This window comes from Paenarthrobacter sp. NPDC090520 (genome assembly GCF_044769205.1).
Taxonomy (GTDB): Bacteria; Actinomycetota; Actinomycetes; order Actinomycetales; family Micrococcaceae; genus Arthrobacter.
Map to the genome: position 1 here is coordinate 209,690 of NZ_JBIVXM010000007.1, position 17,615 is coordinate 227,304.

Below are 17,615 nucleotides of genomic sequence, written 5' to 3' on the forward strand. Positions count from 1 at the left end.
TCATACTCCTAGTTGATGGCGGCAGTTGCGTGAACTGCGGTGAAGTGGGGTCCGACGGCGGCAAACACCATGGCGAGTGACGTCGCCCCGGGGTCCGGCGTGCCGATGCTCTTCTCGGCGAGGGGACGGGCGCGGCCCTTGAGTGGCCGGAGGTCGGCGGTTGCGGCGGCCGCGTCGGCTGAGACGGCCGCAGCTGTTGCCCAAGCTTCGGAAACAGGTGATCCAGAGGCCACGGCGGACGTCAGGGAGGAAGTGAAGGGCAGCAATGAGTCCACCATGGTCTTGTCCCCGATCTCCGCCTTTCCGAGTCCCGTGATCCGGTCTGCGAAGGTCTGAACCGCTTGGGCGAGGTCGTCCGGCGTCGGGCTTTGCTCATTGCCCAGCCGCTCGCCAAAGGCGCGCAGCCCGGCACCCCAGAGGACACCCGACGTTCCGCCGGCCTTGTCGGCCCACGCGTCGCCGCCGGCGATCAGCACGGAACCAGCACCGGCGCCTGCAGCAAAGGCCGTGGCTGCGGCCTCAAGGGCGGCAGCAGATCCGCGGACCATGCCACGTCCGTGGTCACCGTCGCCCGCGATGGCGTCCATGTCGCCCAGCATCGACTCGGAGTCGCGGAGCAAGCCCGCGGTGGTCTCCAGCGCCGCGAGGCACTGGCCTGCGTAGGCGCGTGATTCCTCTGTGGAGGAGTAGTCGGCTGTGTCCACAGCAGCAGCTTCGTCCACAGCGTCTTCGGCAGCAGTGACGTCAAACCCGACGGAGCCGCGACGGTACGCCGGGGTCAGGGCCGGAGCCGTCCAGTACTCTTCAAGCTCTTCGTCCAGCCAGGTCAGCGTCAGCGAAACCCCGGCCATGTCCAAAGACGTCACCAGTTCGCCAACTTCGGGCATCACCAGCGTGTACCCGGCTTCGCGGAGCAGCGGAGCTACCGTGCGCCACAGGACAAAGAGTTCCTCGTTCTTGGTGGAGCCGAGTCCATTGAGGATCACGGCGACGCGGCCCGGCGCGCCAGCGGGGGCTTCGGCCAGTACGCGGCGCACCAGTTCGTTGCCGAGTTCGACGGCGGTGGGCAGCTCGGTGTCGAACAGTCCCGGTTCGCCGTGGATGCCCAGGCCCAGGCCCATGTGTCCCTCGGGAAGACTGAAGAGCGGCTGGTCAGCACCCGGGAAGGTGCAGCCACTGAAGGCGGTCCCGATGGTGCGGGTGTGATCGTTGGCTTTCCGTCCCAGCCGGACCACTGATTCCAGGTCCTGCCCGGCTTCGGCAGCGGCACCCATGACCTTGAAGACCACGAAGTCACCGGCAATGCCGCGGCGCTTCTCGATCTCGGACAAGGGAGCGCTGGCAATGTCGTCCGTGACCAGCACGTTCTCCGCACGGATTCCCTCGGCATTCAACCTTTCGCTGGCCATGCCGAAGTTCAGGACATCTCCGGCGTAGTTGCCGTAAGTGAAGACGACGCCTGCGCCGGAGTTGGCTGCCTTGGCCACGGAGTACGCCTGCTGGGTAGAGGGGGAGGTGAAGATGTTTCCCACCACGGCACCGTCAGCGAAGCCCGGGCCGATGATTCCGGCGAATGCGGGGTAATGGCCGGAACCGCCGCCGGTGATGACGGCGACCTTCGGCGTGGAGGGCCTGTTGCGGCGGACCGCGCCGCCCTCAACCTGGCGGACAAGGTCCGAGTGGGCGTCGCAGAAACCAGCGAGGGCTTCGTCGGCGAAGTCGGCGGGATCGTTGAAGATTCTGGTCATGGTGGGTCCTGGTTCTGGAGTCCGGGCGAGGGGAGTGCGGACTAGTGGATGTGGCTGCCGCCGTTGATGTCGATGGTGGTGCCGGTGAGGTAAGCGGAGTCCTCGGAGGAGAGGAAGGTGATGACTGCGGCAACTTCTTCGGTGGTGGCGTTGCGGCCCAGCGGGATACCTGCGTTGATGGCGTCTTCCTGCTCCTGGGTGCTGCCGACGCGGATGTTGGTGTCCACGGCGCCGGGGGTGATGGCGTTGACGGTCACGCCGGTTTCGCCGATTTCGCGGGCCAGGGCCTTGGTGAAGCCGAGGATCGCGGCCTTGGCTGCGGAGTAGGGAACCTTGCCGAAGACGCCGCCACCACGCTGGGCGGAAACGGAGGACATGTTGACGATGCGGCCCCAGCCGTTGGCGATCATGTCCGGCAGGAAGGCCTTGGTGACCAGGTACGTGCCGGTGGCGTTGACGTCCATGACCTTGTGCCACAGCTCAAGCGTGGTTTCCAGGAACGGGACGGGGGAGGTGATGCCGGCGATGTTCGCCAGGGCGCCCACAACCGGCAGGTTTCCGGCGGCAACTTCAGCGGCAACGGCGGCCTGTGCCTTGGTGACGGAAGCTTCGTCGGCCACGTTGATCTCGTAGCCGAAGGCGGGGACGTTGAACTCGTTGGCGATCTCGGCGGCAATCTTGGCGGACTTCTCGCCGTCGAGGTCCAGGATGGCGATGCCCCAGCCCTGGGCTGCGTAGCGGCGGGCGGTGGTGAGGCCGATGCCGCGCTCGGAGGTTGCTCCGGTGAGGACGGCGGTGCGCTGGATGGTGGACATGATGCTCCTTGGGTGGTTTGAAGGGGTACTAGATGAGGTCTGAGATGAAGCTGCCGGCCTTGGCGGTGGCGGCCGGGCGCTCGTCGTGCGTGACGTCGCGGGTTTCAAGCTCCAGCGAGAAGTGGCCGGTGTAGCCGGCATCCCGCAGCTTGGAGAGGCCGCCGGCGAAGTCCGCCTGGCCGTTGCCGATGCTGAGGTTGATGTTCCCGGGCCCGGTTTCTGTTGCGGGAACGGCGTCCCGCAGGTGGACGTGCTTGATGCGCCCGCCGAACCGGTCAACGAAGTCAACGGGATCGCCGCCGGAGGCAACGATGTGGCTGAAGTCCATGACGATTCCGACGTCGGAACCGGCCAGGCGGTCTGCGAGCAGCTGCGCACGTTCCGTGTTCCAGCAAAGCCGGAAGTAGTGGAGGGACTCCGTCCACAACTCCACTCCAAATTCCGCAGCCCGTTCGGCCGCATGGATCAACTGCGCAGCGACGGTTTCGATGTCTTCCTCGAGGCTCCTGACGGGCTCGTGGTCGATCGCACCGCAGGGGAGAACCAACGCTTTCGCGCCGGTCTTTGCCGCGAGGCTGAGCAGCATCTCGAGGTGACGTTCGCGCTTTCGCGAGGCGTCGGCGTCGAGCGTTGCGTTCAGGTCCCCGACGTCGCCGTTGACCGAGCGGACGCGCATTCCCGAGTTATTGACGACGGCGGCAACCGCCTCGACAGCCTCGGCGTCCAGGACGTAGGGCACATGGTCGCAGACGCCGGGGAGTGCCCCGAGGTCAATTTCCTCGAAACCCAGGCCGCCCATGGTCTCCAAGGCTGTTGCCAAGTCCTGGTGGCGGAAGCTGATCGAAGAACAGCCAAGTCGGTGATGGAACATCGTCGTTGATCCTCAAGTCGTGCGGTCCTCGCCGGAGAGGGCCTGTAGTGATGCAAACCACGTTACAGTCGTTAACTGTCAACAGTCAACCTTTGGAGTTGACTGTTGACAATGCTGGTGGTGTCGGTCACAGTTGACGTATTATGTTGACTGTCGACAGTGAGGTTGCGGAGAAGCGCCCCACTCTTCGAAAGGGAAATAAGCAATGAGCAATGAAGCTCTGACCATGCGTGGTCCGGTTCATGGAACCAAAGAAGCTAAGCGCGTCGCCGTAGGATCCGGCGTTGGCGCAGTCATTGAAACCTACGACTTCATCGGTTTCGGCACCGCTGCCGCACTGTACTTCGGTACGGCGTTCTTCCCGGGCGCCGACCCGGTGACTGGTACGTTGGCCTCGTTCGCGACCCTCGGCGTCGGCTTCGCTGCCCGCCCGCTCGGCGGCATCATCGGCGGCCACCTTGGCGACAAGCTCGGCCGCAAGCCCGTCCTGGTTGCCTCCCTGATCCTCATGGGCCTGGCGACGTTCGCCATCGGCCTGCTTCCCACCTACCAGCAGGTGGGCCTCCTGGCACCGGCACTCCTGGTGATCGTCCGCGTTATCCAGGGCCTGGCCTTCGGTGCGGAGTGGGGTGGCGCGATCCTCATGAGCTACGAACACGCACCGTGGCGCAAGAAGGGGCAATTCACTGGCATTGTGCAGGCCGGCTTCCCCGTGGGACTGCTGCTTGCCAACCTCGTCTTCCTGAGCAGCGTCGGCCTGGGCAGCGAGTGGGCGTGGCGCGTTCCGTTCCTGGCCAGCATTGTCCTGGTGGCCGTTGGCCTGATCATCCGCTCCAAGGTGCCTGAATCCCCGGTGTTCGAGGACGTCAAGACCAAGGGTGACATCGTCAAGTCCCCGATCGTCGAAGTCATCAAGACCGACTGGCGCAACATCGTCCGCGGCATCGGCCTCCGCATCGCCGAAACCGCCGGCTACGCAGTCTCCGTGACGTACATGATTTCCTACCTGCACAGCACCAAGCTCGCTGACAAGACCCAGACCCTGGTTGCCCTCTGCATCGCCGCCGCCATTGGTATCTTCGCCACCTACGCCTGGGGCAAGCTGACGGACAAGGTAGGCCGCCGTCCGGTCTACATCTGGTCCACCGCGTTCGCCGTAGTCTTCGGCATCCCGATGTTCCTCCTGGTCAACACCGGCCTGTTCATCTTCATCATCGCCACCATCGTGATCGCCTACGCTGTCTGCCAGAACTCCCTCGCCGGCGCCCAGGGTGCTTGGTTCCCGGAGCTGTTCCAGGCCAAGACCCGGTCCTCGGGAGCCTCGCTCGCCTACCAGATCTCCGCCATGGTTTCCGGCTTCACGCCGTTCATCACCACCCTGCTGTTCGTCAGCTTCGGATGGGTGGGCCCGGCCGCCCTGTTCAGCATCTACGGTGCGATCGGCCTCTGGGCTGCTGTCGTCACCAAGGAAACCTGGGGCAAGCGCGAGCGTCAGCTCGCCGAAGAAGCTGCCAACAACACGCCCCATTCGGTATCCGCCTAAGCACCCACACGACGTCGGGCGCGCTCTCCCCATCGGACCGCGCCCGTCTCCGGAAGGAAACCAGTGACTCTCACTCCAGTCGAAACGGCCGCCCCCGCTGCGGAACGCGTGGACCGCATCAGCGCCGCCGCCTACCGAATCCGCCACCACGCCTTGAACATGGGCGAGGTGCAGGGCCAGGGATACGTCGGCCAGGCCTTGGGCGCAGCGGACATGCTCGCTTCTGTCTACTCCGACCAACTCAGCTTCCGGGCCGAGGACCCGCATTGGGAAGGCCGGGACCGGTTCCTGCTCTCTACGGGCCACTACGCAATCGGGCACTACGCCGCCTTGGCAGAGGCCGGGATTGTGCCGGTCGCAGAGCTGGAAACCTACGGCTCGGACGACTCCCGTCTTCCGATGTCCGGCATGTCCACCTACACCCCGGGCATGGAGATCTCCGGTGGCTCGCTGGGCCACGGCCTGACTATTGCGGTCGGAATGGCTCTCGGGTTGCGGGCGCAGGGTTCCGCTTCGCGGGTCATCAACTTCCTCTCCGACGGTGAACTCGACGAGGGTTCCACGTGGGAGGCAGCCATGGGCGCGCACCACCACCAACTGGGCAACCTGATCGCCATGGTGGACATCAACGCCCTCCAGGCCGACGGAGCCACGAACACGGTGCTGCGCACCGAACCGGTGACCGAGAAGTGGGAATCCTTCGGTTGGTACACGCAGCGGGTGGACGGGAACGACGTCGGTGCGCTGCTGGCTGCGTTCGACAACATCGCCGGGCGCCGGGCTGCTTCGGGCGCTTCCGGCCAGCCGTCGGTGATCCTGTGCGACACGAAAGTGGGACGCGGCGTACCGCTGCTGGAGACCCGCGAGAAAGCGCACTTCATGCGCATCGAAGAACACGAATGGCAGATCTGCCGTGAGCAGCTGACCGCTGGATACGAAGGGACGGCCACGGCATGAGCTCAGTGACAACAACCACGACGGCGGCAGGCCCGGCCGCGGGCGCTTCGGCTGGGAAGCCAAAGCTGAAGACCTCTGCCATGATCGCCTCATTTGCTGACCCCGGGCAGAAGACCACCTCCGCGCCGTTCGGACACGCCTTGGTGGCCGCGGCCGAAGCCAATCCCAAGATCGTTGGCTTGACCGCGGACCTGGGTAAGTACACGGACATGCATATCTTTGCCAAGGCCTTCCCGGAACGGTTCTTCCAGATGGGCATGGCCGAGCAACTGCTCTTCGGTGCTGCTGCCGGCATGGCCGAGACCGGCTTGGTCCCGTTCGCCTCCACCTACTCCGTGTTCGCCGCTCGACGTGCCTACGACTTCCTGTGCTTGGACATCGCCGAGCCGAACCTCAACGTCAACATTGTGGGCGGCCTTCCCGGTCTCACCACCGGCTACGGTCCCAGCCACCAGGCCACCGAGGACATGGCGATCTTCCGCGGCATGCCCAACCTGACCATCGTGGACCCCTGTGACTCCGTGGACATTGAGCAGGCCGTTCCCCAACTGGCCGCATCCGATGGACCCACGTACCTGCGCTTGCTGCGTGGGAACGTGCCTACGGTGCTGGACGAGTACGATTACACGTTCGAACTCGGCAAAGCCAAAGTCCTGCGCGGCGGCAACGACGTGGTGTTTGTCTCCTCCGGGCTGATGACCATGCGCGCCCTGCAGGCGGCAGACGCCTTGGCCAAGCACAACGTGGACGTGGCCGTGGTGCACACCCCGACCATCAAGCCGTTCGATTCGGCCACGGTACTGGCCGAACTCAACACCGACCGGCTCGCCGTCACCCTGGAGAACCACACAGTAGTTGGCGGTCTGTTCGAAACTGTTGCCTCCGCCGTCGTAAGCGCCGGCCTCGGCAAGCGCGTGGTACCCATCGCGCTCCCGGACCAGTTCCTCGACGCCGGTGCGCTGCCCACACTCCATGAACGTTACGGTCTCTCCGTGGACCGCATCGTCGCCAAGGTCCTGGCAGAACTCGCCTGACCACGAAAGTCACAAGCACGGGGCGCGGAACCGGCGATACTGCCGGTACCGCGCCCCTGCCCGTAGTATCGACAGTTAACACCGGACTGTCGGCTGTTGCCCGAAGATATTGAGGAAAGATCATGGCCCTTGGCGCATCCCTCCTGGGACTGGAGAAGAAGAGCCTTCGCGAGCAGGCACTCATCGCTCTGAGGGGTGCCATTACCAGCGGCGAGCTGGAACCCGGGCGGCATCTTGTGGAGACCGAGCTGTCCGACATGCTCCAGATCAGCCGTGGAACACTTCGCGAAGCCCTCCGCCAGCTTGAACAGGAAGGCCTGGTTTCCGCCGGAGCACGCGGACGCCTTTCCGTCCGCCACTTGGACGTGAAGGAGATCCGGGACATCTTTTCCGTCCGGGGGGTCCTCGAATCGTTGGCCGCCCGCACGCTCAGCGACATGCCTGACAAGGAAGCGGCCCTCAGGGAACTGCGAGAGGCCGTGGAGGCCATGGGCAAGGCGAGTGAATCCTCCCTGGAGGAGCAGATCGAGGCTGACCTTGAATTCCACCGCACGCTGTGCCGCCTCTCCGGCAACGAGACCCTGCTGCACCAGTGGGAGTCTTTGGAAGGCTCCATCCGCATGTCCATCATGTTCGCCGGGGTGGAACGGGCCACGGGGAACATGAGTGTTGGCAGGCACTATGACATCGTTGCGGCGATCGAGACGGGCAACGCTGCGAAGGCACGCGAAACGATCATCTCGCATATGGACGGTGCTGCAGAAAACCTGGTGGGCTAGCCTGGCCGAACTGTTGGCCCACCACTGAGAGAGTGCGCTAACTGCCACTGAGGAGCGTTGAGGCGAAGGCTAGTTTGTCCGGGTGCCAGTTCAACGCCCACCTTCCCCCATCGCCGAAAACCCGTCCTCTGACTCACCTTCACCGGGACCCGACGCAGAGCCGGCCGAGCGTCCCGACGTCGACTTCGTCCACAGAAATCCCATCCTGGCCGGCGCAGTTGCCTGGGAGTGGAAGAGGCGTGCCACCACCGTCACGTTGGGCGGAATCCACACGTCCTGGTCCTCGCTGCTCCTGCAGGATCCCCTCGAAGCCGCCTTGTGGGTGGTCCTGGACGCATACGCGGATGATCTCGTTCCGCTGCCGCTCAAAGTGCGGTCCCTGACTGCTGCCGGACGCCGCTGCGTGGTACTTGGCCAGGTGACCCCCTCCCAGCGGGCAGCGTTGTCCGCTGAAGGAGCCGTCGCCATCCTTGACCCGGACAGTACGGCGGCGGAGATTCCCCGCTTGATTGAAGCCGTGGTCCTTGGATCAACCCGACCCCTGGTTCCCCAGCCAAGCGTCGGCAAGGAACTGACGGACAGGGAAATCCAAGTACTGGAGCTCTATGCCCGCCGACGTGCGCTCACCGCATCGGCCTTGGCCCAAGCCTTGGGTCTCAGGACCACCACGGTGCGCGGACATCTGGCACGTGGACGGAAGAAGCTCACGGACGCCGGTCTGCGTTGCGTCACCAGGGGAGAGCTGGCCAAGGCCCTCCAGGACATTGGCTACAGCATCACGGACAACCAGTGGCACGCCGTTGGACGGTGGTAGCCGGCTGGGGGCGTGGCACCACTGAGGAGGCCGGCAGTAAACACTGAGCCGGGATGCCTTGGCCACGGAGATAACCGGTGCCGGTGCCGGGCAATTGCTTCAAGCCGCGTGCTCACCGCAGGGTGGCGCGGTACCGGCGGCTCACCGCTGCCCGGCTGGTCCGCGGGCCTATCCCCAACTTGCGTCGAACCGATGCGAGGTGGTTCCGCAGGGTGGCATCGGCGATGCCCAGCCGTCTTGCCACCTCCATGCGCGGGAGCTCCTGGGCGTCCAGAAGGTAGGCGTCCGCGGCAATTTCCTCAGCCGCCGTCAAAGCGATGCATTCACGGCCGGAGTCGGGGTCGAACGGCAGGTGCGTGCCGTCGTCGGAAATGCTTTTGACCGCACTGAGCAGCACCTGGAGCGTTGCCGTCTCGGGCACGTAGCCGCGCACGCCCAGATTCATGAGGCCCAAGACGCGTGAACTGTGCAGGACGCCGCCGTAAACGAGCACCCGTTTGCCGGCCTGCACTAAATCGCTGACGCTTCCTTCCAAGTCCGGCATGGCGCCGTCTGCTACCACCACGCTTCCCGGCATCCTGGACTGCAGCGAGACCGTGGCCCAATGCACCAGCGACGTGAACTGACGGTTGTTGCTGATGACCCGAAGGCGCGAGCCCTGGGTGGCCTTGCTCAGTTTCTGGGAACGGAAATTCGCCCAGTGGGATTCAACAGGGTTTGTCATGGCTGTCCTTAACCTTCCAGTACGGCGTTGAGCCGGTTTGTCTCTTGATCCGGGAAACCTCCCACAGCACCCACACGGGACTCCTCCGGCATCCCCTGAACCAGGTCCGCGAGTTGCTTCCGTGTTGTGGAGTCCGTTTTGCGTAAAGCATTGGAGATGTGGCTTTCCACCGTGCGGATGCTGATCCCCAAGTGCTCGGCGATGTCCTGGTTGCTTTGCTGGCCCGCGACCATCGCCACCTCGATCTCCCGCACTGTGAGGGAAGAACCGGGTGCTTCGGAGCTGAAGTCGAAGAGGGTACCGGTTGGCCGGAACCGGGCGCTGAAATCCTTGGCGGCCCGGGCGAGCTCGCGTGCCATATCCGGTTCTCCGCTCAGCTGCCACCGTTGACCGGCCCCGCGCAGAAGCATGCAGATGTGGTACATGTCTGCATCCGGTACGTAGGTGTCCAGCACGTGCCGGAGCCGCGCCACGTCGCCATCAATGGCAGCATCTGCGGCGCCAAGGAGTTGGTCATGGACGGCCAGTCCCCGTTCTCGCAGGATGCCCTTGAGCAGGTCCCGGACCCGGGGGCCGGGCAGCAGCCCCAAGGCGAAAATGCCGGTGTGCACGGCTTCGAAGACGAACCCGCGGGCCAAGGCCTTCGACACGACACGACTGGCCAGCTGGTCGAAGGACTTCGCGCTGACGGGACGGCTGGCGGCCAGGTCCAGCACGCCCGTACCCACTCCGGGGAGGGGGCCGACGTCGGGGGCTTTTGCCGGGGTGCCCTCGGTGCCGCCGCCATCCCCAGCGCGTAAGGAGGACAAACGCAACATGGCGCCGTGCAAGGAATTCAGGAGGGGGCTGGGTGTGCCGAAGGAAAAGGACCGCCCCATCAGATACTCGGCTTCGTCGAACAAGCCGTGGTTCTGCAGGGACAGGGCAGCGAGGTAGCTCTGGCTCACCAGGGTGAATTGGTCGATCTCCTGCATCGCCTTCTGTCGCGAGGCAAGCGCCAGGATCAGGGACTCCTCGACACGTCCGCTCGCGAACAGGGCCAACCCGCGGATGAAGGTTTCGAAGCGTTGGAGTTCGTCCGGCATGTCGCCCGCAGCGATGCTGGTCAGGGCTGCCCCAGGTTTGAGGCTGTACAGCTCCAGGATTCCTTTGATGATGGCAAAGGCGCCCCCTGGCAGTCCTGGTTCCGGATCGGGGATGGTCACCTTGCCGTCTGCGGCGCACGATGCCTCAAGGAAGCTGATGAATGCTTCGGCTTCCGGGCGCAGGCGGGGCTCCCTGGACGCCGTGGTGCGGAGAAGTGCTACGCCTCCTTTGAGGTCGCCCCTAGCGGTATACATCCACCAGGCCTGGGTCATGGTGAAGAAAAACAGCTCCCCCGCCGTGCCGGACTCCATGTCGGTCCGGCTGAAGACTTCCTGGACCCGTTCGGGATCCACCGGCGCTCCCCAGTAGCAGGCCAGAAGCGGCACCGCGTTGGCCAGGTTCCGTTGGTGCTCCCATGCCGAGAAGTGGTCTCTCTCCATGGCCTCGGAGCGCTGCTGGAAATAGCGGTTCGTGGCCGCATGGTTACCGTCCATTTCCGCGCGGATGGCGGCCACTGCGGCGGGCAGGCGGTTAGTGGGTGCCTCGGCAAGGGCGTGGCTGCCAACTCTTCCCGTCAGGGTGCTTTGAAGAACCCTCCTGGACCCAACGGCGCGTGCTGCGAGGTAGTCGTCCAGCAGGGGCGGGAAGACTGTGGCCACAGGAGTGCCGTCCGGGCCGCTGACCACCGAAATCAGTCCGCCAACCTCCAGATCGTCCAAGGCATCTTCGCCTACCGTTGCTACGAGTTGGCTGACGGGTGTGGGTCCGAGCAACGACATCTTGTGGAGTGCGCGGAGCTGGTGGGTCCGCAGGCCCTGAAGCAGGGCTTCGAGCGCGCCGTACAGGTGTTCATTCATCAAACCGGCACCGGGCATGGACCAGCGGCCGTTCTTGAGCAACAGGCCTCCACTGAGGACGGAGCTTTCTATGAGACGAACGGCCAGGCGCAAATTGCCGCCCGACTTGGTGAGGACATGGGCCGCGACATCCACCTCGGCCGGAGCCCCGAGAATCTTCGCGATGAGCTTGTTGATCTGTCCAAATCCGAGCGCGGGGAGAGCCACTGCTGCTTCGGGAAGACAGGCCAACAAGCCGGCAGGTGCTGTGGGATGGAGTGGATTGTCATTCACGGTGATGACCAGCGGCACGTTGGCGCGGGACCGCAGAATGTTCACTACGGCCAGTGATTCCCGGTCAAGGTTGCCGACGTCGTCGATCACCATCACACGGGCCCCGGTCCGGGCAAACTGGGCTGAAAGGTAGTCCGAGACACCGAGGATTCCGATGGTCCGGGAATTGAAGTCGAGTCCCAGGGACAAGACGCCGGCGAAGGGCACGGCGGCCAGCGCGGGAGTGCCGAACATGGCGAAGACTTCAACACCGTCTTCCTCAAGCCGGGCAACCAGGGACCTTACGAGAGTGGACTTGCCGCTCCCGGGGGCGCCCACGATCCTGACACCCAAGCCCTTGGCCACGTATCCCAGAACACGATCGATTGTGTGGTTATGCAATGCCCGCTCTCCGACTGCATGGTGCTGCTTTCCTGCATAGTCAATGTGGAGCGCATGCGCGGATCGTGTTGGAGAACTGGGAAGATTTCCGGCAAAGCCGGCAGGATCAGTGGCCGGCGGCCTTCAACAGGTGGTCTGGCAGCCTGTTTCCAGGCGCGCGTCCGCGAATCTCAAGGAGCTCCCGGGCGTGCGCGTGAAGCTGCTTGTCCTCATCGGACACCGGCACCCAGGCAGGGATGGGAACCGCCGTCCCGGTCTCGTCCCGGGCAACCATTACGGTGAGGCAGTAGGTGGTCAGGTTCATTTCACGCGTTTTCGGGTCACCGGACCGGACATGTACGGCGATGTGCATACCTTTGGCACCCGTGTAGACGAGGCGGGCTTCCACCTCCACCACGTGGCCGATCAGCAGAGGCCGGTAGAAGCGGACACCGCCGGAGAACACTGCCACTGTGTCCTTGCCGCAATAGCGGGAGGCGCAGACGTAGGCCGCTTCATCGATCCACTTCATCACGATGCCGCCGTGGACCTTGCCGCCCCAGTTGACGTCCGTGGGGGACGCCATGAAACGCAGCGTGACTCGCTCGGCGGTGCCGGCGTCGGTATATTCCTGAGCGTTCATGGCGTTGACGATCTGCTCGCGCACTTCAATGCGCGCGAGTGCATGTTCACGGGCCTCCACCTCTTCCGGAGAGGAGGGCTCGAATTGGGGAACAGGGATGGGCTTCCCGTCCGATCCGACAGCTACGAAGATCACCATGCATTGGCTGTGCATGGTCTCCGGCCCACCCTTGGGGTCGCGGGAACTCACCACTGTATGGATGTGCATCGATGAACGGCCCGTGTAGACGATGGTGGAGGTGACCTCAACCATGTCTCCGCTGTTCACGGGATCCGCGAAATGGATGTTGCCCACGTATGCCGTGACGCAGTAGGACTTTGCCCAGCCCACAGCCGCGGCGTAGGCGGCTTTGTCCACCCATTCCAGCACCGTGCCGGCATCGACGGATCCGCTGTGGCCCACGTCCATGGGGGCTGCGAGGAAGCGGAGGGTCACTGAATTCGCGGGGGACTCGCTCATGCTGGCAGTTTACTGGCGCCATGTTTCTGTTACGTGCGTAAGTCGCTGCCCTGTTGTCGCGTGGGCCAGACGCGCCAATCCGCCGATTCGCTGGATCACCTCTTGTGTCGGGCGTCTTCCACCGGTGAGTGGCAGCCGTCGACTGTGACAGCTCATTTTGCCCTATAAATGAGAATCAATATCATTTAAGCCATGTCACAAAAAGCACCCTCATTTTCCCTGTCCCCGCGGAGCCCCCGCCGGCCCACCCGGGCGCTTGCCGCCGTCGGGCTTTCCGCCCTTTTGCTGAGCGCGTGTGCAGCGCCCGGAAACCAGGCCGCATCCAATCCGTCGCCGAGTACGGCTTCCACCAAGGAGGCAGGCGCACCAACGCCCCGCCTCGTGTACACGTACGACGGCGGCCTGGCAGCCCTTGATGCGAAGACGCTTGAGCCCGTTGGGGCCGGGACTCAGCTTGATGGCTTCAACCGGGTCAATCCGGCGGGGGATGGTCGCCACGTGCTTGTCTCCACTGGCGATGCCTTCCGGGTCTTCGACGTCGGCGCGTGGACCGAACCGCATGGGGACCATAGCCACTCGTATGCGGCCGATCCCCGGTTGACTGAGCTTGCCTTTGAGGCCAACAAGGCCGGGCACGTGGTCCGGCATGCAGGCAAAACCGTCCTGTTCAGCGACGGTTCCGGCAAGGTGGAAAGCTTCGCCTCCACCGATCTCGCCAAGGCCAATGCGCTCCCCGCCACCGACGTTTATACGACGCCGGAAGCCCATCATGGGGTGGCCGTGGAACTTGAGGACGGCAAACTTCTGGTGACCTTGGGCAACGAGGAAAGCCGCACGGGAATCGCCGTGCTTTCTGCGGGGAAGGGGCAGGACCGGCAGGAAGTGGTACGCAACGAAGACTGCCCGGGCGTGCATGGTGAGGCCGTGGCTGCCGGTGAGGCGGTGGTGGTGGGTTGCACCAATGGAATGCTGATCTACAAGGATGGGGCCATCACGAAGGTTGCCAGCCCGGATGCCTATGGACGCATGGGGAACCAGGCGGGCTCGGAGAAATCGCCCGTGATCCTGGGTGACTATAAGGTGGACAAGGCCGCCAAGCTGGAGCGTCCCACGCGGATTTCGCTCGTCAACACGGAGACGGCCAAGCTGCAGTTGGTGGACCTTGGAACCAGCTATTCGTTCCGGTCTTTGGGTCGTGGTCCCTCGGGTGAAGCCTTGGTCTTGGGCACAGACGGCAGCCTCCGCATCATTGATCCGCTGACGGGCATGGTGGAGAAGGCCATACCTGTGGTGTCCGCTTGGGAGGAGTCGGAGACATGGCAGGACCCGCGGCCCACGCTGTTCGTGCAGGGTTCGACGGCGTTCGTCACCGAGCCTGCAACCCGCACCATTCATGCGGTGGACCTGAAAACGGGTGAGGTGGGGAAGTCGGTGCAGCTTGAGCACGTGCCGAACGAACTGACCGGCGTCGAAGGCTAACCCAACGCTCTCTCACGTACCACCCCTTAAATCCCAACGCTCTCTCTCGTACCGCCCCTTAAATCCCAACGCTCTCTCACGTACCGCCCCTTAAATCCCAACGCTCTCTCACCTGTGGACCCCAATTTCCCGATGCTCTGTCACTCCCTTCAAGAAAGCGAGAGAGCGTTGAGGGTTTGGGGGTGTTTGGTGAGAGAGCGTTGGGTGTTTTGGGGGTGTTTGGTGAGAGAGCGTTGGGTGTTTTGGGGGTGTTTGGTGAGAGAGCGTTGAGGGGGTTTAGGCGAGGACGCGGAGTTTGGATCCCTCGCGTGCGAAGAGTGCGTTGTCCGCGGAGATCCGGCCGGCGCCGGCCAAAGCCAACGCCAGCGCGGCGCCAGCGAAGAGGAGAACGAGCTCGTATCCGCCGTTGGCCGCGAATATGCCTGCCGGAGCATGTACCAGGAACAGGGCGCCGAGCATGTCGACGGCAAGGAGGGCGCCGAACACGCGCGTCAGCAGGCCCAGGATGAGGGCGATTCCGCCCACGAGTTCGAGTGTGGCGACGATCGGGGCGACGACGGACGCGCCCGGGACTCCCATCTGGGCGAACGAGGCTTGCGTACCGGCAATGGTGAATTCGTTGAACTTCTGCCAACCGTGCGCTGCGAAGAGGAATCCTGCAATGACGCGCAGGATGGTCAGGGCTGTGGTGGTCAAGGTGGACTTGTTCATGCTTCCACCCTTCCGAAGATAAGTTGAAGAGTCAACTAATTACTGCGAAGAGTGACTCTTCTCTCGCTAGAGGCGACGTTCCCGTCGCTCCAAATAACGTCCGTCTGGCTCAGAAAAGCCGAACTTCTCGTAGAGGCCATGTGCGTCGCCGGTGTGCAGCATCCAACGAAAAGTGGCGCCTGGTCCGCCGTCGATCATTTCTCGCACGATGGCCTTGCCGATCGACTGTCCTCGAACTGATTCGTGAACATACACGTCAGCCAGATACGCCAAGGCAACGCCGTCGGAGAATGCCCGCGCGAAACCCAGCATTGCGCCAGTGGTTGCGTCGTAGGCGCCGACGATTCGCCAAGCACTGTCCAGTTGGGCCTCAATATCGGCGCGCGTACGCCACCGCGCCCAATACACGCTCGTGGATAGCTCTGAACAGAGCCACTCGCGATCGACCCGCAGTTTGTCGGTGGAAAGTACGAAAGCCATGGGTTAGTTTTCCTCGCGTCGAAGCGGCCTTCTCGCGTGCGGCTTCTGCAACCAAGGCTGCAGGAGCCGAGTGGTGATCGGCAGGAAGACGTACGTCATGAGTGGCATCAGGATCACGATGTTCAGAAGAACCTGCAGCACCAGCGGCCACTCCTGCGTCAAGGGATGGAGCAGGAAGTTGGCCAGGAGGCTCAGCGGAAAGAAGGGCAGGAAGATGCTCACAGCTTGCTTCCACCGGGGCGGAACCACCGTTTCCGGAACCACCACCGAAACGTCGCCCGGCTGCGAAAACCAGCCTTCGATGCCGGTATGCCGTTCCACGCGGGTGGTTTCCATCATGTCCCTGGCGCTGTCGATCCACCACCGTCGCTCCTCGGACTGCTCCCAGCCCCGGAGCGACTCGGCATCCGCGAAACGGTAAAGCATGTGCCATTCGTGGGAACCGGCGCCATTGCGGACCCATCCTGAGCCCAAGTAGCCCGGCCATTCGCGGGCGAGTTCCTGGCCGGCATGGGCCCAGGCATTGGCCTGTCGGATGTAACCGGGGAGGATGGTGCGGGCAACGGAAACTGTGATGGGTTGCTCGTGTGACACGGCCCCAAACATACCCCGCAAGTAGTCGGACTACCCTTGTTTAGTGCCTGAAACCACAACCGCCCCCGCCCGTTCGAACGCCCGCGAGATTCTGCGGCTCGCCGTGCCCGCCTTCGGTGCGCTCATTGCCGAGCCACTGTTCCTGCTGGCCGACTCGGCGATCGTGGGGCACCTTGGCGTGGACCAGCTCGCTGGCGTGGGGCTCGCGTCAACCGTCCTGCACACCGCAGTTGGGTTGATGGTCTTCCTGGCATACTCGACGACGCCAGCAGTCGCCCGCGCCATCGGCGACGGCAAACTTGGCAAGGCTTTGGCAGCCGGGCGCGACGGCGTGTGGCTGGCTCTCCTGTTGGGCGTGGCCCTCGCCGTCCTTGGCTTTGTCTTCGCCGAGCCGCTGGTTGGCTTCATGGGCGCAAGCGGTGACGTGCAGGGCTTCGCCGTGGATTACCTCCGTTGGTCCATGCCCGGGTTGGCTGCGATGCTCTTGATCTTTGCCGGCACGGGAGTCCTCAGGGGCCTGCAGGATACCCGGACCCCGTTGCTGGTGGCCACCGCAGGATTTGCCCTCAACATCGCCCTGAATTGGTTCCTTGTGTACGGCCTGCACTTGTCCGTGGCCGGTTCAGCGATCGGTACCAGCATTGCGCAATGGGCCATGGCCGCCGTGTATCTGGTGATGGTCAGCCGCAATGCGCGGAGCCATGGCGTTTCGCTCAAGCCGGACTGGCACGGGATCCGGGCCATGACCAAGGTGGGTTCGTGGCTCATGCTCAGGACACTCAGCCTGCGGTTGGCCATCCTGGCGACCGTTGTGGTGGTCACCGCACAAGGCGCCGTGAACCTGGCCGCACACCAGTTGGCCATGACCATTTTCTCTTTCCTCGCCTTCGCCTTGGATGCGCTGGCCATTGCGGCCCAGGCTTTGATCGGTAAGGAGCTCGGTGCCAGGAATGCGGGGCGGGCCCGCGAACTGACCCGCACCATGGTCCGGTGGGGCCTGGGGTTTGGCGTCATCACGGGAGTCCTCCTCGCCGTGGCGGCTCCGTGGGCCGGCTACATTTTCACGTCTGACACCGGTGTGCACCACGCACTGACCGTCGCCCTCTGGGTGTTGGCGGTCGGCCAGCCGCTGGCCGGTTACGTATTCGTCCTGGACGGAGTCCTCATCGGCGCCGGCGACGCACGCTACTTGGCGATCGCCGGCGTCGTAAATCTCGCCGTCTACCTGCCGCTCTTGGCGGCCGTCCACGTGGCCAGACCCGGCGGCGCGGCGGGGCTGGTGTGGTTGTGGCTCGCGTTTGCGCTGGGCTACATGCTGGCGCGCGGGGTGACGCTGGGGCTGCGCGCCCGCACCGATCGGTGGATGGTGCTGGGTTCGCACTAAACTG

The 17,615-nt window shown here is 64.1% G+C and carries 16 protein-coding genes; 7 read left to right on the forward strand and 9 right to left on the reverse strand.

The window, feature by feature from the left end; all coding sequences use genetic code 11:
- Positions 1–8 precede the first annotated feature (8 nt).
- Genes ACIQTZ_RS11370 through ACIQTZ_RS11380 form a run of 3 tightly spaced genes read right to left on the reverse strand, consistent with a single transcriptional unit; the run spans position 9 to position 3,434 of the window.
- Entirely contained in the window at positions 9–1,748 is a 1,740-nt protein-coding gene (locus tag ACIQTZ_RS11370; RefSeq protein ID WP_402980470.1) for a dihydroxyacetone kinase family protein, read from the reverse strand.
- A 41-nt stretch (positions 1,749–1,789) separates the two neighbouring features.
- A complete protein-coding gene (locus ACIQTZ_RS11375) occupies positions 1,790–2,563 on the reverse strand; it encodes an SDR family NAD(P)-dependent oxidoreductase (protein ID WP_402980473.1) in 774 nt (257 codons plus the stop codon).
- A 28-nt stretch (positions 2,564–2,591) separates the two neighbouring features.
- A complete protein-coding gene (locus tag ACIQTZ_RS11380) occupies positions 2,592–3,434 on the reverse strand; it encodes a sugar phosphate isomerase/epimerase family protein (protein WP_402980476.1) in 843 nt (280 codons plus the stop codon).
- Positions 3,435–3,639: 205 nt separating this feature from the next.
- On the opposite strand from ACIQTZ_RS11380, the gene ACIQTZ_RS11385 reads away from it, so the two are divergent.
- The 5 genes from ACIQTZ_RS11385 to ACIQTZ_RS11405 all read left to right on the forward strand — a co-directional run bounded on the left by ACIQTZ_RS11385 (position 3,640) and on the right by ACIQTZ_RS11405 (position 8,561).
- Positions 3,640–4,977 (forward strand): MFS transporter, encoded by a 1,338-nt coding sequence (locus ACIQTZ_RS11385; RefSeq protein ID WP_397324127.1) that lies wholly within the window; start codon positions 3,640–3,642, stop codon positions 4,975–4,977.
- A 63-nt stretch (positions 4,978–5,040) separates the two neighbouring features.
- The gene (locus ACIQTZ_RS11390) at positions 5,041–5,934 is read left to right on the forward strand and encodes a transketolase (RefSeq protein ID WP_402980479.1); all 894 of its coding nucleotides are present in this window, start codon (positions 5,041–5,043) and stop codon (positions 5,932–5,934) included.
- A gap of 5 nt (positions 5,935–5,939) precedes the next feature.
- Entirely contained in the window at positions 5,940–6,968 is a 1,029-nt protein-coding gene (locus ACIQTZ_RS11395; RefSeq protein WP_402980571.1) for a transketolase family protein, read from the forward strand.
- 122 nt (positions 6,969–7,090) lie between these two features.
- Entirely contained in the window at positions 7,091–7,747 is a 657-nt protein-coding gene (locus tag ACIQTZ_RS11400) for a GntR family transcriptional regulator (protein WP_400335019.1), read from the forward strand.
- 82 nt (positions 7,748–7,829) lie between these two features.
- Positions 7,830–8,561: a hypothetical protein gene (locus ACIQTZ_RS11405; protein ID WP_402980482.1), complete on the forward strand. Its 732-nt coding sequence runs from the start codon at positions 7,830–7,832 to the stop codon at positions 8,559–8,561.
- 112 nt (positions 8,562–8,673) lie between these two features.
- Here ACIQTZ_RS11405 and ACIQTZ_RS11410 read toward each other — a convergent pair whose 3' ends face one another.
- The 3 genes from ACIQTZ_RS11410 to ACIQTZ_RS11420 form a co-directional block, all read right to left on the reverse strand.
- Positions 8,674–9,285 (reverse strand): hypothetical protein, encoded by a 612-nt coding sequence (locus tag ACIQTZ_RS11410; protein WP_397324122.1) that lies wholly within the window; start codon positions 9,283–9,285, stop codon positions 8,674–8,676.
- 8 nt (positions 9,286–9,293) lie between these two features.
- The gene (locus tag ACIQTZ_RS11415) at positions 9,294–11,882 is read right to left on the reverse strand and encodes a LuxR C-terminal-related transcriptional regulator (protein WP_402980485.1); all 2,589 of its coding nucleotides are present in this window, start codon (positions 11,880–11,882) and stop codon (positions 9,294–9,296) included.
- Positions 11,883–11,988: 106 nt separating this feature from the next.
- On the reverse strand, positions 11,989–12,963 hold the full coding sequence (locus ACIQTZ_RS11420) for an acyl-CoA thioesterase (protein ID WP_402948529.1): 975 nt from the start codon (positions 12,961–12,963) through the stop codon (positions 11,989–11,991).
- Between the two features lie 192 nt (positions 12,964–13,155).
- On the opposite strand from ACIQTZ_RS11420, the gene aztD reads away from it, so the two are divergent.
- Positions 13,156–14,442 (forward strand): zinc metallochaperone AztD, encoded by a 1,287-nt coding sequence (aztD, locus tag ACIQTZ_RS11425; protein WP_402980488.1) that lies wholly within the window; start codon positions 13,156–13,158, stop codon positions 14,440–14,442.
- Positions 14,443–14,718: 276 nt separating this feature from the next.
- Here aztD and ACIQTZ_RS11430 read toward each other — a convergent pair whose 3' ends face one another.
- The 3 genes from ACIQTZ_RS11430 to ACIQTZ_RS11440 form a co-directional block, all read right to left on the reverse strand.
- On the reverse strand, positions 14,719–15,153 hold the full coding sequence (locus ACIQTZ_RS11430) for a DoxX family protein (RefSeq protein ID WP_400335026.1): 435 nt from the start codon (positions 15,151–15,153) through the stop codon (positions 14,719–14,721).
- Positions 15,154–15,219: 66 nt separating this feature from the next.
- The gene (locus tag ACIQTZ_RS11435) at positions 15,220–15,633 is read right to left on the reverse strand and encodes a GNAT family N-acetyltransferase (protein ID WP_402980492.1); all 414 of its coding nucleotides are present in this window, start codon (positions 15,631–15,633) and stop codon (positions 15,220–15,222) included.
- Positions 15,634–15,636: 3 nt separating this feature from the next.
- On the reverse strand, positions 15,637–16,227 hold the full coding sequence (locus ACIQTZ_RS11440; RefSeq protein WP_402980495.1) for an antibiotic biosynthesis monooxygenase: 591 nt from the start codon (positions 16,225–16,227) through the stop codon (positions 15,637–15,639).
- A gap of 43 nt (positions 16,228–16,270) precedes the next feature.
- On the opposite strand from ACIQTZ_RS11440, the gene ACIQTZ_RS11445 reads away from it, so the two are divergent.
- Positions 16,271–17,611, forward strand: coding sequence for an MATE family efflux transporter (locus ACIQTZ_RS11445; protein ID WP_402980498.1), 1,341 nt, complete (start codon positions 16,271–16,273; stop codon positions 17,609–17,611).
- Positions 17,612–17,615 lie beyond the last annotated feature (4 nt).

Excerpts from the sequence above, each read along its gene's own strand:
- ACIQTZ_RS11370 (WP_402980470.1), bottom strand. The coding sequence starts at position 1,748 with ATGACCAGAATCTTCAACGATCCCGCCGACTTCGCCGACGAAGCCCTC.
- ACIQTZ_RS11375 (WP_402980473.1), bottom strand. The coding sequence starts at position 2,563 with ATGTCCACCATCCAGCGCACCGCCGTCCTCACCGGAGCAACCTCCGAG.
- ACIQTZ_RS11380 (WP_402980476.1), bottom strand. The coding sequence starts at position 3,434 with ATGTTCCATCACCGACTTGGCTGTTCTTCGATCAGCTTCCGCCACCAG.
- ACIQTZ_RS11385 (WP_397324127.1), top strand. The coding sequence starts at position 3,640 with ATGAGCAATGAAGCTCTGACCATGCGTGGTCCGGTTCATGGAACCAAA.
- ACIQTZ_RS11400 (WP_400335019.1), top strand. The coding sequence starts at position 7,091 with ATGGCCCTTGGCGCATCCCTCCTGGGACTGGAGAAGAAGAGCCTTCGC.
- ACIQTZ_RS11410 (WP_397324122.1), bottom strand. The coding sequence starts at position 9,285 with ATGACAAACCCTGTTGAATCCCACTGGGCGAATTTCCGTTCCCAGAAA.
- ACIQTZ_RS11420 (WP_402948529.1), bottom strand. The coding sequence starts at position 12,963 with ATGAGCGAGTCCCCCGCGAATTCAGTGACCCTCCGCTTCCTCGCAGCC.
- aztD (WP_402980488.1), top strand. The coding sequence starts at position 13,156 with ATGTCACAAAAAGCACCCTCATTTTCCCTGTCCCCGCGGAGCCCCCGC.
- ACIQTZ_RS11430 (WP_400335026.1), bottom strand. The coding sequence starts at position 15,153 with ATGAACAAGTCCACCTTGACCACCACAGCCCTGACCATCCTGCGCGTC.
- ACIQTZ_RS11435 (WP_402980492.1), bottom strand. The coding sequence starts at position 15,633 with ATGGCTTTCGTACTTTCCACCGACAAACTGCGGGTCGATCGCGAGTGG.